Origin of the sequence: Mycolicibacterium vaccae NBRC 14118 = CIP 105934 (assembly GCF_001552715.1) — a bacterium.
GTDB classification, from domain to species: domain Bacteria; phylum Actinomycetota; class Actinomycetes; order Mycobacteriales; family Mycobacteriaceae; genus Mycobacterium; species Mycobacterium vaccae.
Window position 1 is genome coordinate 1 of the sequence record NZ_BCRS01000078.1, and the last position, 12,877, is coordinate 12,877.

Consider the following 12,877-nt stretch of genomic DNA (forward strand, 5'->3'; position numbering starts at 1 on the left):
GGTGCTTGTGGCCGTGCCGGTGGCGGTGGTGGTTGCGCTGCTGGGCGACGGAGCTTTTCGGTCGGTACGGCGTCCGGCGGCCGGGCCCGGAGGCGTTCGGTACGGGCGTCGGGCCCGCCCGGACGGGGCAACCGGCGGGTCGCCGGATCGCCGCCCGGATACCCGCGCCCACGCCGGCCGGGTTGCCCTGGCGGCCGCGGCGGTGTCGTCATCGCCGCCATTCTGCCGCACGCGGCTAGTTTGACCCCATGGATTCCGGCCCGCCCTCGTTGATCAGCTCGGCACCGCGACCGCACCCGGCGCGGCTGAGCGTCAAGACCTATCCGGTGCACGACTCCGTCGCGGCCCGGTTCGGCGACATGGACGCCAACGGTCATCTCAACAACGTCGCGCTGGAGTCGCTGCACGAGAACACCAGGGCGACCTTCAACCGCCGGGTGTTTCCCGCCGCCTACCACCTCGCCACCAGAACGCAGCGCCTCGTCACGTCGACGATCGTCGTGCACTACCTGCGCGAAGCGCCGTGGCCCTCGGTGCTGCAGACCGCCGTCGGCGTCGGCCACCTCGGTCGCACCTCGTTCGTGGCATCCAGCGCGCTGTTCCTCGACGACTCGTGTGTCAGCCTGTGCGACACGGTGCTGGTGCTCCTCGGTGACGACGGCCCGACCCCGATCCCCGACGAGGTGCGGACCAATCTCGAGTCCATGCGCCTCACCGCCGACAGGTAGCGACATCGCTGGTAAACCCCTGTCCGCGAGGGATTGCGGCGCCGCGCCGCCGGCTGCCGAACGTGCCTCGGCGCGGCAACTGTGTCACCATCGACCCGTGGGATGGTCAGTTCGTCTAACCGGTTTCCGACGTTCCGCGGTCGTGGCTGCGACAAGCGTGCTGGGTGCGTTTCTCGTCGCCCCCCAGGCCTTGGCGCAACCCGCGCCGCCCCCTCCGCTACCGGCCCCGCCTGTCGCCGCGCCCGCTTGCCCCGACGTCGAGGTGGTCTTCGCGCGGGGCACCACCGAGGCACCGGGCCTCGGCCACATCGGACAGGCGTTCGTCGACGACCTGCGGGCCAGACTCGGCGACAAGTCGGTGGGCGTCTACGCCGTCGACTACCCGGCAAGTCCGGACTTCCCGACCGCGGTGGTGGGCATCACCGACGCGAGCACGCACGTGCAGAAAATGGCCATGAACTGTCCCGACACCAAGCTGGTGCTCGGCGGCTATTCGCAGGGTGCGGCCGTGATGGGTTTCGTGACAACGGAATTGATTCCCGACGGAGTCTCGGCCTCCGAGGTTCCAGAACCGATGCCCGCGGACATCGCCGACCACGTCGCCGCGGTCACCCTGCTGGGGGCCCCGTCGGAGCGGTTCATGGAGATGATCCAGCAACCGCCGGTGGCGATCGGGACGTTGTACCAACCGAAGACCATCGAGTTGTGCGTGCCCAATGACTTCGTGTGCTCGCCGGGCAACGACATCGGCGCACACGCGCGCTACGTCGCCGACGGCCTGGTGCTGCAGGCCGCCGACTTCGCCGCCGGCAAGATCGCCACCGCCCCGGCAGACACGCCGACAGCCGAGAGCTGACTGTCACCGCGGCCGGTCCATCGGTAACACTGAGGTTCATGACCGATTCCGGTGCCGCCCGCGTCGCGGTGTACCTCGACTTCGACAACATCGTGATCTCGCGGTACGACCAGGTGAACGGCCGCAACTCCTTCCAGAAGGACAAGGCCAAGCCGCCCGAGGACGGCCCGGACAAGCTGGACCGCGCCACCGTCGACGTCGGCGCCGTCATCGACTTCGCGTCGTCCTTCGGCACGCTGGTGCTGACCCGCGCCTACGCCGACTGGTCGGCCGAGATCAACGCGCGCTACCGCGGTCAGCTGGTGGGGCGCGCGGTCGACCTGGTGCAGTTGTTCCCGGCCGCGGCCTACGGCAAGAACGGCGCCGACATCCGGCTGGCCGTGGACGCGGTCGAGGACATGTTCCGGCTGCCCGACCTGACCCATGTGGTGATCGTGGCCGGCGACTCCGACTACATCGCGCTGGCCCAGCGATGTAAACGCCTGGGCCGCTACGTGGTCGGCATCGGCGTGGCCGGGTCATCGAGCCGCATGCTGGCCGCGGCGTGCGACGAGTTCGTCACCTATGACGCCCTGCCCGGCATCCCCGCCCTCGAGCCGGCCGTGGTGGACGAGAAACCGGCCCCGCGGCGCCGCTCGGGCAGGGCCAAACCCTCCGAGGAGCCGGAGGCGCCGGACCCGCAGGCGGCGGCCACCGGGCTGTTGACCCGGGCGCTGCAGATCGGGCTGGAGAAGGACGACGCCGAGTGGCTGCACAACTCGGCGGTGAAGGCGCAGATGAAGCGGATGGATCCGTCGTTCAACGAGAAGTCTCTGGGCTACCGCTCGTTCAGTGATTTCCTGCGCTCCCGCTCGGGCGTGGTGGAACTGGACGAGAGCTCGACGACGCGGTTGGTGCGGTTGGCCGAACCGTCGGCGAAGTAGCGCGGAGCCGATACGGACCGGCGGAGAACCTCGGCGTCGACGTGGCTAGGTGGTGCGGGGCGATCCGTCGGGATGGGTGAGGGCTGCGGTCAAGCCGGTGATCAGGAGGTCGAGTCCACGGTCGAGTTCAGCCGCCCCGTCATACGAGGCCAACGTGGACGCCAGTGAACGTATCCGGGGGAATTCGACGATCGACAGCCGATGCAGCCCGAGCCGTAGCACGTGATCCGTTTCTTCCGGCCGTTCGATGACCTCCTGCAGTTCGGTGAGGATGTGGCCGTACAGGAAGGCGAACAGCACCCGATAGATGTGGAGGGCATCGTCGCCGGTGAACCCGGCGGATGCCAGCAAGGTGAGGACGTCCTCGAGGGATCGCAGAGTACCCGGCGGGCGCTGCCCTAGCGGGGTGGCCAAAGGTCGAGTGACCAACAGCGGCACCACATTCGGGTGCTCGAGGGCGAGCGCGCGGAAGCGGTGGGCGACCACCCGAAGCTGGCGCGACCAGTCGGGGTCGGCGGTATCCACCGAGAGCTGGCCCAACACGATCTCGACCACGCCGTCGAGCACGGCGGCTTTGCTCGGGACGTGACGGTACAGCACCGTCGCATCCCGGCCGACGGCGTCGCTGAGCCGGCGCATCGACAGTGCGTCCACGCCGTCCTCGTCGATGATCCTCAACGCCGATCGCAGAATGTGGGACCGGGTGATCGCACCGTTACCGGGGCCGCCCGCCGCGTTCGGCTCGTCGCCGGCGGCCGTACGCATCGACTGTCTGACCACTGCACCGCTCCCTTCGTCCACACTGTAAACCAACGCTGTGTGTCAACACCGTTGACAATTGCTCGGGTCCAGCGTTGACTGGGACACCTAGCACCGGAATCAGAGGCGTTGCCATGATCGTCATCATCGGATTAGCTGTCCTGCTCATCGCCGTGATTGTCGGAATCGTCGGAGTGCTGGGCAATGCCGGTGTCGATCACTCGTTGACCGGCAATTTCTCCATGTTCGGCTACACCGTCACCGGGTCAACGGGCACGCTGTTCCTGGTCGGCATCGTGGTCGGAGCGGTGGCCATGCTGGGAATGAGCGCGGTGCTGGCCGGTAGCCGACACACAGCGGCCCGCGGACAACAAGCGCGCCGCGAACTCGCCCGGTCCCAACGCGAAGCGGCGTTCGCCAACCGCGACCGCGCCACCCTGCTCGAACAGCAGAGCGCCGGCGCTGACGTAGGCCCGAGCGGGAACTCCGGACGGGACACCGCTCCCGGGCGGGGCCAGACGAACCGCACGGGAGTACGGCGTTCCGGCCTCTGGTCACGTCTGCCGAAGCGGGTCACCAGCGGTCAACGCGACGACGGGTCCCGCTAGCACCCCGTCGCGTTTCCGTCCCGAGCCAGGGCGACGCCGGTCCGTGCAGTCGCGCTGACTGCATCGCCGCCTCGCTGAGATAGCCACTACACCAAGGGAATCGAATGAGTATCGGCAAGAAACTCGCCAACAAGACCGAAGCGGTCAAGGGCGCAACCAAGAAGTACTTCGGACGTGCCACCGGCAATACCCGGCTACGCACGGAGGGACGCGTCGAGCAGGCGAAGGCAAACACCAAGCAGATGGGGGCCAAGGCCAAAGACGTCTTCAAACACTGATGACCGACCGTCCGGCGCGCACAGACGTCCCCACCCCGACCTTCCATCCCCACCGACTCGAGGAGTCCACATGAATACCAACACCATCGTTGTGATCGCAGCAGTCGTGGTCGTCGCGCTTCTGCTCATCGCAGCAATCACCTGGGTCGCAAGGAAGAAGCGCACCGAACACCATCGCGCCGAGGCCGCTGAGATCCGCGAGCAGGCCGCCGAACAGTCCCACAAGGTTGGGCAGCGGGAGGCACTCGCCGACGAAACCGAGGCCAAAGCCCGTGCTGCGCAAGCCGAAGCCGAGGCCAACGCGGCGCACGCGAACGGCCTCCGGCACCAAGCGCAGCTACGCCGAAGCGACGCGACCTCCGCGCGCGGCGAGGTCGACCAGGACTTCGAACGCGCCAACGAGATCGACCCGGACACAGATGTCGACGACTCGAGAAGGACTGCCTCCACAACGCGTCAGCCGGCACGGGAAGCCTCCACAGACAACCGAGTCCCGCCCGTGATGCCCAAGACCAGGTAGTTTGGCCCACCTCGACTCGGCAGCGGCGACCGCCCCGGTCGGTTAGGAATGCAACAGATGATTGACCGGGCGTCGGCCACTACCGCGACCGAGATGGTGCAGAACGGCACCTTTGAACGATTCGCCCGAACCGGCTATATCGTGAGCGGCTTGTTGCACCTCACCATCGGCTATCTCGCCATCCGGATCGCTTTGGGCAGCGGTGTCGGCAGTGCTGATCAATCCGGTGCGCTCTCGGCAGTCGCCGCCCAGCCAGGTGGCATCGTCGCACTCTGGACCGCCACCCTCGCGTTCTTGACGATGGCGCTGTGGCGACTGGTCGAAACAGCGGTGGGCCGTTCGACGGATCCCAAATCGCAGCGCGCGGCATCGGAAGTTCTGGACCGTGCGAAGGCTTTTGCACTCGCGGTGGTCTATTTCGCGCTCGCGTACTCCACGTTCGGATTCGCCCGCGGCTCCGGAAAATCGAGCGGCGAGCAGAGCGCCGGGATCAGTGCACGCCTCATGCAGACCGGCGCAGGCACTGTCGCGCTCATCGCTGCTGGGATCGTGATCTTTGCGGTGGGGGCATATCACGTCTACAAGGGCGCCAGCCAGAGCTTCGTCGACGACCTCAGTGGTAAGTCCAGCGACCTGGTGCGGCGCCTGGGCGCGGTGGGCTACGTCGTCAAAGGCCTGGCCATCGCCGGCGCCGGAATACTGGTCATCGTCGCGGTCAGCCGCACAGACCCGCACAGCGCGACCGGAATCGATGGCGCCCTGAAGGCACTCGGTGCCCAACCGTACGGCGCCGTGATGCTGATCGTCGCAGGCCTTGGCATCATCACCTACGGGCTGTACAGCTTCGCCATGGCCAGATACACCAAGATGTAGACCGACCGCATCTACCCATGCCAACACAATGAAGGGCCGCATCTCTGCGGCCCTTCATTCGGTGGAGCTGCCGGGAATCGAACCCGGGTCCTACGGCATTCCCTCGAGGCTTCTCCGTGCGCAGTCCGCTATGTCTCTACTCGGATCTCCTGATCACGCGAACAAGTCAGGATGACGATCCCAGTCGCTGTTTGGTGTCCCCACAGGTTCCGCGACCGAACCCGTGGGTGGGTCCCTCTAGATGACGCCAGGGTCCGGGTCGAGGGCTCTCCCGGTCTGACGGATTAGCTTCGCTTAGGCAGCGAGAGCGTAATCGCGCTGATTGGAATCGGCGCTTAATTGGTTGCAACGACGCTTACGGTGGTCAATTGCCTGCACCGGCACGCTTCCCTTGATTCGATGCGCGAAGTCGAAACCGTTCAGCCCCTCGCACACCCGCCGACCATCGGCGGACTCCCCATACTACCGGGCCATCCAACATCGGCCACCGGATATTCATTCCGCTCAGCGCGGCGCGTCGGGCGCCGAGCGGGCGAGCTCGAGGTGGCCGCTGCGTTCGAAGGACTCGACCAGCTCCGGCAGCGGCACCGGACGACTGAACAGGTGGCCCTGGGCGAGTCGGCCACCGGCACGACACACCATGTCAGAGCGGTCGACAGACTCGATTCCCTCGGCGATCACGTCCAACCCCAGATCGCCGCAGAGCCCGATGACCGAGCGGTACAGCATCAGATCCCGCGCCGCCTCGCCGCCGGAAGCCAGAGTGCGATCCAGCTTCACGATGTGGACGGGCAGGCAGTGCAGATACGTCAGCGAGTTGAAGCCGGCGCCGAAGTCGTCCAGCGCGACCTTGACGCCGACCTCACTGAGCCGGCGGATCTGGGCGGCGGCCCGGTCGAGGTCGACGATCGGTTCGGTCTCGGTGATCTCCAGGACCAGCCGGTTGCTCGGTATCCGGTGTCGATGCAGGGCCTTACGCACCTCGTACTCGAACCCGGGATTACCCAGTCTGGCTGCTCCGACATTGACGTGGATGTCGACGGCCAGACCCATCCCCTGGACCTCCTCGCACGCCAGGTCGAGCACCAACGCGTCCAGATCTGCGCCGAGTCCGGCCGCTTCGGCCACCGCGACGAACGTCTCGGGCGGGATGTCGATGCCGTTGGGCGCCGTCCACCGGGCCAGCGCCTCCACCGCCACCGGCGTGCCCTGCGGCAACCGCACCACCGGCTGGTAGACCAGTCGGAATCCCGGCGGACGGCGGCCACCGGCCCTGCGCAGCACCGTGGGAAAGTCCACAGTCACGCCGGACGCCGGCTGGTAGACCACCGCCCTGTCCTTGCCCAACCGCTTACCGGCGTACATCGAGATGTCCGCCTGCCGCAGCAGGTCGTCGGAGGTCTGCGCCACCCCATTGGAGTCGGGCCGGACCAGCCCCATGCTGGCTTTGACCCGCACCGACGAGCCGTGCACCGGGAATGGGTCACGCAACGCGATGCGCAGACGCTCGGCGACGGTCTCCAGGTGCTCCACCTCGTCGAGGATCAGGATCGCGAACTCGTCCCCACCGACGCGGGCCAGCGTGTCCCCCTCGGTCACACACCGCGTCAGGCGCTCCCCCACCGCGCGCAACAGATCGTCACCCGCAGCGTGCCCGAACCGGTCGTTGACCTCCTTGAAGTCGTCGAGGTCGACGAAGATCAGCACGAACCGGCCGTGCGTCACGGCCTCGTCGAGCCGGTCCGCAAACAGGGTCCGGTTCGGCAGTCCGGTCAATGCGTCGTGATGCACCTGGTACGCCAGCCCGCGCTGGGCCCAGTGCAGGCGCCGGTTCAGTATGTCCTGCGCCCGCATCGCGACGATCTGACGCACGGTCACCAGGATGACCATGGCCAGCGTCAGGCACACCACGGCCGGATGCAGTTGCCGGCCGATCAGCACATGGAACCCGACCATGATCGAGACGCCGAGAAATCCCAGATAGGGCAGGACGAGTCGGGCCCAGTCGAAACCCCCGCCGACGTCGTCGTCCTCAGGGTCAGAGAGTTCCAGCATCGCGAACGCGATGGCGACAGGTCCGACGATGATCCCGATACCGCCCCACAGGTCGCCGCCGTCGACACCGATCGAGCGGAAGTAGGCGACGAGCCGGTCCGACGCGGCCATCATCACCAGCCCCCCGGCCAGCAGCAGGTAGTTCTTGCGGTAGGGCCTGCCGGGTTCGTAGATCATCGCGGTCACCACGGCCCACGCCACCAACAGTGTCTCGGCGATCGCGAAGACGATGTCGAGCGCGGGTATCCCGGACCGCGGCAGCGAGTCGGTCGAGCGGGTGCCGAAGTCGCCCATCGCAGCCAGGATCAGAAACGAGATCCCGGCGATCACCCCGTCGAAGGCGTTGGTGACGAAGGGGTGGCGTAGCGGGCTGTCGGGGGTGGCCGTCACGCCGCCGCTGGATCGCACCAGGAGAAAGACCGCCGCAAGTGCCAGCACCGGCAGCGACAGGTAGGCGATGCGGGCGGCCACGGGCGCGGCGTCGGCCCCGCCGGTCCACCACAGGATCTGCCCCACCACCCAGGTCGACAGCGCGCCCACGTAGAGCAGCCGCCACCATCGGCTCATGCCTGTCAGTCGGCGGGCGACGACGATCCCGCAGACGGCCGCGCCCAGTGCGGTGGCCACCTGCAGTACGAACTCGCCGAACCGGGCCGTCTCCTCGCCCCAGAACGCGAACGCATTCACCACCGCCAACACCGGGACACCGACGATGACCAGGAGCCGGGGCACTGAAAATGATGTGGCCGTCACCCCGCCTCCTTCCACGGTCCCCCCGGGCGGTGTGCGGTCGCTAGACCTCGCTAGTTCGCCGCGATCAACGCGACGGAACTCAACGCCAACAGCATTCCGATCGCCTGCCAGCGAGTTACCCGTTCGCGCAGCACCACAATCGCCAACGCCACCGTGGACGCCGGGTAGAGCGCGATCAGCACCCCTGCCAGAGACAGCATCGAGGACTGCAGCGCCAGCAATGTCGCGACGTTCGCAACCGTGTCCAGTCCCCCGGCCAGCACCGCCAGCTTCAGCGGTACGCCCCGCTCCAGCACCAGGTTTGCCGTCACCGCGGCGGCAGTCAGCACGACCGCGGTGGCGGCCAACCGGCCGAACACCAGCGGCCAGAGTTCGGCCTCCGGTGGCACCTGGTGGAGCACCACGAAGTTCATCCCGAACGCCGCCCCGGACCCGACCGTCAACCAGGCGACCTTCGGGGTGAAGCGGTGCGGGCTGACGTCCTTGTCGTCGGTGCCGCGGCTGACCAGAACCACCGCGACGAGCGCGAGCACGATGCCGACGCCGGCCAGCGCGCTGGGTCTCTCGCCGAGCACCATGCCCACCAGGACCGGGATGCCGGCGACCAGAATCGCGGTCAATGGTGACACCACCGAGATCGGACCCGATCCCAGCGCGGCATAGAACCACCACACGCCGAACGCCTGCACCAGCCCGGCCGTCAACCCCCACCCGACGGCCGGGCCGCTGAGCTGGCCGCCCATCGGCAGGGCGAGGAACGTCAACAACACCATCGCCACCGGATAGGACACGATGACGACGCGCAGCGCGGCCACCCGCCGCGAGGCGATGCCCCCTACGAAGTCGCTGACGCCGTAGCCGAACGCGGCGAGCAGCGCGGTGAGGATTCCGGTCAGGAGGTCATGCCCTTGACACGACGGCCCAGTTCACGGGTGACCTCGCGTTGGGCGTCCCGGCGCGCCATGTCCTGGCGTTTGTCGTGGGCCTGCTTGCCGCGGGCCAGCGCCAACTCGACCTTGACCTTGCCGCCGGTGAAGTACAGCGACAGCGGGACCAGGGTGAGATTGCCGTCGCGGATCTTGCCGACCAGGTTGTCGATCTGCTTGCGGTGCAGCAGCAGTTTGCGGTTGCGTCGCGGCGCGTGATTGGTCCAGGAGCCGTGGTGATATTCGGGGATGTGCAGGTTGCGCAGCCAGATCTCCCCGTCGTCGACGGTGGCGAACGCGTCGGCCAGCGAGGCCTGCCCGTCGCGCAGGCTCTTGACCTCGGTGCCCATCAACGCGATCCCCGCTTCGAAGGTCTCCAGGATCGCGTAGTTGTGCCGGGCCTTGCGGTTGCTCGCGACGACCTGGTTGTTGCTGTCCTTGGGAGACTTGGCTTTCTTGGCCACAGCTACCGCCGCACGTACAGCCGCAAGGTGACGTACGCGGTGACCCCTGACATCGCGAGCCCGAGGAACAACATCCACGGCGCGCTGTAGTACAGGATGTCGGCGTAGTCGACCTTGGCGATCAGATTGGCTTGGTAGAACTGGTCGAGCGCCTTCTCCAGGAACAGCGCGCGCACCAGGATCAGCCCGCCGATCGCGATGACGACGCCGATCAACGCGGCCAGCATGGCTTCGACCAGGAACGGCAGTTGGGTGTACCAGCGGGTGGCGCCGACCAGTCGCATGATGCCGATCTCGGTGCGTCTGGTGTAGGCGGCGACCTGGACCATGTTCGCGATCAGCAGCACCGCGCCGATCGCCTGCACCAGCGCCACCGCGAACGCCACGTTCGACAGCCCGTCGAGCACCGCGAACAGGCGGTCGATCAGGTCCTTCTGGTTCAGCACGCTGCGCACGCCGGGCTGGCCGACCATCGCCTCGTCGAAACTCTGGTGCTGTTCAGGATCGTCCAGCTTGACGACGAATGACGCCGGGAACGCGTCCGCGCTCGCGACATCCTTGTACTGCGGGAACTTCCGGATCGCGTCGGCGTACGCGTCGTCGCGGTTGAGGAAGCGCACCGACCGCACGTCGTCGCGTGCCTCGATCTGCGAGCGCAGCGCCTTACACGGATCGGCGTCGCAGGTCGGGTCGTCGGCCGCGACGTCATCGGTGAGGAAGACCTGACTTTCCACCCGGTCCAGATAGATGGCACGGGACTGGTCGGCCAGGCGCACCACGAGCATGCCGCCGCCGAACAGACCGATGGAGATCGCGGTGGTGAGGATCATCGCGACCGTCATGGTCACATTGCGGCGAAGCCCGGTCAGGACCTCGTTGACGAGAAAGCCGAAGCGCACTTAGCGATCCATTCCGTAGACGCCGCGCTGTTCGTCACGAATCAGCCGGCCGAGTTCGAGTTCGACGACCCGCTGACGCATCGAGTCGACGATGTGGTGGTCGTGGGTGGCCATCACCACGGTCGTGCCCGTGCGGTTGATGCGCTCGAGCAGGTCCATGATGTCCTTGCTTGTCTCCGGGTCCAGGTTGCCGGTGGGTTCGTCGGCCAGCAGCACCAGCGGCCGGTTCACGAATGCCCGCGCGATCGCGACCCGCTGCTGCTCGCCACCGGACAGTTCGGCGGGCAGCCGGTTGGCCTTGCCGGACAGGCCCACCATCTCCAGCACCTCGGGAACCACCCGGTTGATGGTGTCGGCGCGCTTGCCGATCACCTCGAGCGCGAAGGCGACGTTCTCGAAGACCGTCTTCTGCTGCAGCAGCCGGAAGTCCTGGAACACGCACCCCAGGACCTGCCGCAGACCTGGGATATGACGGCCGGAGAGCTTGTTCACGTGGAACTTGGAAACTCGGATGTCACCCGTGGTCGGGGTGTCCTCGGCGAGCAGTAGTCGCATGAACGTGGATTTGCCCGAGCCCGAGGGGCCGATGAGGAAGACGAACTCACCCTTCTCGATCTTGACCGATACGTTGTCGAGCGCCGGGCGCGCTGACGACTTGTACTGCTTGGAGACGCGGTCGAGGGTGATCATCACGGCACGCCAGTGTAGCGGGGTCCGGGGGCGCCGCCCCGTCACTACGGCAGTGGCGGCACCGTCGGAGGTGTCTGCTCGGACGGGGTGGGGGTGCCCGGCGGCTCCGCCGGCGGCGCCTGCGTGAAGGTCTGAGGGCCCAAGGGGCCGGGCCCGTCGGGGTCGATGACCGTCGTCGTCGGCCCGAACGGCACCACCGGCCCGGGCGATGTCGTGGTCGCCGGCTCGGACGGCGCGGTCGGCGACGTCGGCGTCGTGGTGGTCGGCGACGGGGTGGTGGTCGTCGTGGTCGGTGTCCGCGTGGTGTACTCCGGCTCGCGCGGCGCCACGTTGGTCCGGGGCACCCAGGTGTAGTTCGGGTCCGGCACGAAGCCGGGCGGCACCACCTGCTGGGCCGGGTCCTGCGTCGGCGCGGGCGGCTCCGGGCGGTAGTTCTGGTTGACCCAAAACAGGGCGCAGAAGGCCACGATCAGCACGGCCGTGGACGCCCGCATCCGGCCGTGGAACAGATAGGTGGGCCAGGAGCGGGTGCGGTCCTCGCGCGGCGTGAAGAACCTCATCGGTCCGACTCCGGTCCCTGGGTCTCCCTCTCGGCTCCGCCCGCAGTGGCGGGGTGCACGATCGCACCCACGGTGGGCGCAGGCGCCTCACCCTTGGCCACGATCCCGGAGCGGCGCAGCGCCCGCACGACGAGCACCCGCAGTGCGCGACCCACCTCGAACTGCTTGCCGGGCAACGTGCGGGCCACCATCCGCAGGTTCACGGTGTCGAGTTCGATGCTCTCCACGCCCATCAGCTGGGGCGCATCGAGTAGGAGGTCGTGCAACTCGGGCTGGTCGATCGCGTTCTGCGCCACGTCGTGCAGCACCTCGTTGACGAGGTTGAGGTCCGCCGACGTCGGCACCGGGATGTCGATGACCGCGCGTGCCCAGTCCTTGGACAGGTTCACCGTCTTGACGATCTGACCGTTGGGGATGGTGTACATCTCGCCCTCCGCCGAGCGCAGTTTCGTCACCCGCAACGTCACGTCCTCGACGGTGCCCTCGGCGGGTGCGGCGATGCCCGAGACCGTCAGCGCCACGAGATCACCGAACCCGTACTGCTTCTCGGTGATGATGAAGAAACCGGACAGCAGATCCTGCACGAGGCGTTGCGCGCCGAAACCCAGCGCGGCGCCGATCACGGCGGCGGGCGCCACCAGCGAACCGATCGGTATCGCCAGGATGTCGGTGATCTGCACCGCCACCATCACGAACAGCAGCGCGACCGACACCCAGGAGATCACCGACGCGACGGCCTGGCGGTGTTTGGCACTCTCCGTGCGCACCAGCTGGTCGCTCTCCTGGTACTCGGCGTCGATCCGGCGGGTGATGCGCTGGGCCGCCCAGTTGATGAACCGTGCGGCGAGCAGGCCGCCGATCAGCAGCAGCGCGATACGCACCCCGCGGTCGAGAATCCACACCCCGATCTCGCCCCGCCAGAAGCCGTGCCACCGCGAGGCCATGTCGAATGCCAGAACTACGTCCGTCGGCTGGATGTCCATCG

General features: G+C 67.5%; 15 protein-coding genes and 1 other RNA gene. 7 read left to right on the forward strand and 9 right to left on the reverse strand.

Annotation, left to right across the window (positions count from 1 at the left end):
• The first annotated feature begins 248 nt into the window (after positions 1–248).
• The 3 genes from MVA01S_RS16090 (at position 249) to MVA01S_RS16100 (ending at position 2,507) form a co-directional block, all read left to right on the forward strand.
• Positions 249–728: an acyl-CoA thioesterase gene (locus MVA01S_RS16090; RefSeq protein ID WP_003928937.1), complete on the forward strand. Its 480-nt coding sequence runs from the start codon at positions 249–251 to the stop codon at positions 726–728.
• Positions 729–888: 160 nt separating this feature from the next.
• Positions 889–1,584 carry a cutinase family protein gene (locus MVA01S_RS16095; protein WP_390176132.1) on the forward strand — a complete coding sequence of 232 codons (696 nt, stop codon included), beginning with the start codon at positions 889–891 and terminating at the stop codon, positions 1,582–1,584.
• 38 nt (positions 1,585–1,622) lie between these two features.
• Complete coding sequence (locus MVA01S_RS16100) at positions 1,623–2,507, forward strand: NYN domain-containing protein (protein WP_003928939.1); 885 nt, start codon at positions 1,623–1,625, stop codon at positions 2,505–2,507.
• Positions 2,508–2,552: 45 nt separating this feature from the next.
• Here the strand turns inward: MVA01S_RS16100 and MVA01S_RS16105 are convergent, their stop codons facing one another.
• Positions 2,553–3,272: a TetR/AcrR family transcriptional regulator C-terminal domain-containing protein gene (locus MVA01S_RS16105; protein WP_081528973.1), complete on the reverse strand. Its 720-nt coding sequence runs from the start codon at positions 3,270–3,272 to the stop codon at positions 2,553–2,555.
• A 128-nt stretch (positions 3,273–3,400) separates the two neighbouring features.
• Here MVA01S_RS16105 and MVA01S_RS16110 point away from each other — a divergent pair, with 128 nt between their 5' ends.
• From MVA01S_RS16110 to MVA01S_RS16120, 4 genes are all read left to right on the forward strand, one after another.
• The gene (locus MVA01S_RS16110; protein WP_003928941.1) at positions 3,401–3,874 is read left to right on the forward strand and encodes a hypothetical protein; all 474 of its coding nucleotides are present in this window, start codon (positions 3,401–3,403) and stop codon (positions 3,872–3,874) included.
• 104 nt (positions 3,875–3,978) lie between these two features.
• Entirely contained in the window at positions 3,979–4,152 is a 174-nt protein-coding gene (locus MVA01S_RS30500) for a CsbD family protein (protein WP_003928942.1), read from the forward strand.
• 70 nt (positions 4,153–4,222) lie between these two features.
• Positions 4,223–4,672, forward strand: coding sequence for a hypothetical protein (locus MVA01S_RS16115; protein ID WP_003928943.1), 450 nt, complete (start codon positions 4,223–4,225; stop codon positions 4,670–4,672).
• Between the two features lie 57 nt (positions 4,673–4,729).
• On the forward strand, positions 4,730–5,545 hold the full coding sequence (locus MVA01S_RS16120; RefSeq protein ID WP_003928944.1) for a DUF1206 domain-containing protein: 816 nt from the start codon (positions 4,730–4,732) through the stop codon (positions 5,543–5,545).
• 59 nt (positions 5,546–5,604) lie between these two features.
• On the opposite strand, the gene ssrA is transcribed toward MVA01S_RS16120, so the two are convergent.
• The 8 genes from ssrA to MVA01S_RS16160 all read right to left on the reverse strand — a co-directional run bounded on the left by ssrA (position 5,605) and on the right by MVA01S_RS16160 (position 12,875).
• Positions 5,605–5,972: a transfer-messenger RNA gene (gene ssrA / locus MVA01S_RS16125) on the reverse strand.
• 77 nt (positions 5,973–6,049) lie between these two features.
• Positions 6,050–8,332: a putative bifunctional diguanylate cyclase/phosphodiesterase gene (locus MVA01S_RS16130; protein ID WP_003928945.1), complete on the reverse strand. Its 2,283-nt coding sequence runs from the start codon at positions 8,330–8,332 to the stop codon at positions 6,050–6,052.
• A 71-nt stretch (positions 8,333–8,403) separates the two neighbouring features.
• Positions 8,404–9,249, reverse strand: coding sequence for a DMT family transporter (locus MVA01S_RS16135; protein WP_174538941.1), 846 nt, complete (start codon positions 9,247–9,249; stop codon positions 8,404–8,406).
• Positions 9,246–9,743 (reverse strand): SsrA-binding protein SmpB, encoded by a 498-nt coding sequence (gene smpB, locus MVA01S_RS16140; protein ID WP_003928947.1) that lies wholly within the window; start codon positions 9,741–9,743, stop codon positions 9,246–9,248. Before smpB ends, MVA01S_RS16135 begins: the two co-directional genes overlap by 4 nt.
• 2 nt (positions 9,744–9,745) lie before the next feature.
• The gene (ftsX, locus tag MVA01S_RS16145; RefSeq protein WP_003928948.1) at positions 9,746–10,642 is read right to left on the reverse strand and encodes a permease-like cell division protein FtsX; all 897 of its coding nucleotides are present in this window, start codon (positions 10,640–10,642) and stop codon (positions 9,746–9,748) included.
• Positions 10,643–11,332 carry a cell division ATP-binding protein FtsE gene (gene ftsE / locus MVA01S_RS16150; RefSeq protein WP_003928949.1) on the reverse strand — a complete coding sequence of 230 codons (690 nt, stop codon included), beginning with the start codon at positions 11,330–11,332 and terminating at the stop codon, positions 10,643–10,645.
• Positions 11,333–11,376: 44 nt separating this feature from the next.
• Positions 11,377–11,892, reverse strand: a complete 516-nt coding sequence (locus MVA01S_RS16155; RefSeq protein ID WP_003928950.1) for an Rv3103c family proline-rich protein — start codon at positions 11,890–11,892, stop codon at positions 11,377–11,379.
• A complete protein-coding gene (locus tag MVA01S_RS16160; RefSeq protein ID WP_003928951.1) occupies positions 11,889–12,875 on the reverse strand; it encodes a mechanosensitive ion channel family protein in 987 nt (328 codons plus the stop codon). The genes MVA01S_RS16155 and MVA01S_RS16160 overlap by 4 nt, the downstream gene beginning before the upstream one ends.
• Between the last annotated feature and the right edge of the window lie 2 nt (positions 12,876–12,877).

What these genes read in the sequence shown, in the direction of transcription:
- MVA01S_RS16090 (WP_003928937.1), top strand. Translation starts at nt 249, where the DNA reads ATGGATTCCGGCCCGCCCTCGTTGATCAGCTCGGCACCGCGACCGCAC.
- MVA01S_RS16115 (WP_003928943.1), top strand. Translation starts at nt 4,223, where the DNA reads ATGAATACCAACACCATCGTTGTGATCGCAGCAGTCGTGGTCGTCGCG.
- ftsE (WP_003928949.1), bottom strand. Translation starts at nt 11,332, where the DNA reads ATGATCACCCTCGACCGCGTCTCCAAGCAGTACAAGTCGTCAGCGCGC.
- MVA01S_RS16155 (WP_003928950.1), bottom strand. Translation starts at nt 11,892, where the DNA reads ATGAGGTTCTTCACGCCGCGCGAGGACCGCACCCGCTCCTGGCCCACC.
- MVA01S_RS16110 (WP_003928941.1), top strand. Translation starts at nt 3,401, where the DNA reads ATGATCGTCATCATCGGATTAGCTGTCCTGCTCATCGCCGTGATTGTC.
- MVA01S_RS30500 (WP_003928942.1), top strand. Translation starts at nt 3,979, where the DNA reads ATGAGTATCGGCAAGAAACTCGCCAACAAGACCGAAGCGGTCAAGGGC.
- MVA01S_RS16160 (WP_003928951.1), bottom strand. Translation starts at nt 12,875, where the DNA reads ATGGACATCCAGCCGACGGACGTAGTTCTGGCATTCGACATGGCCTCG.
- MVA01S_RS16100 (WP_003928939.1), top strand. Translation starts at nt 1,623, where the DNA reads ATGACCGATTCCGGTGCCGCCCGCGTCGCGGTGTACCTCGACTTCGAC.
- MVA01S_RS16105 (WP_081528973.1), bottom strand. Translation starts at nt 3,272, where the DNA reads ATGCGTACGGCCGCCGGCGACGAGCCGAACGCGGCGGGCGGCCCCGGT.
- MVA01S_RS16120 (WP_003928944.1), top strand. Translation starts at nt 4,730, where the DNA reads ATGATTGACCGGGCGTCGGCCACTACCGCGACCGAGATGGTGCAGAAC.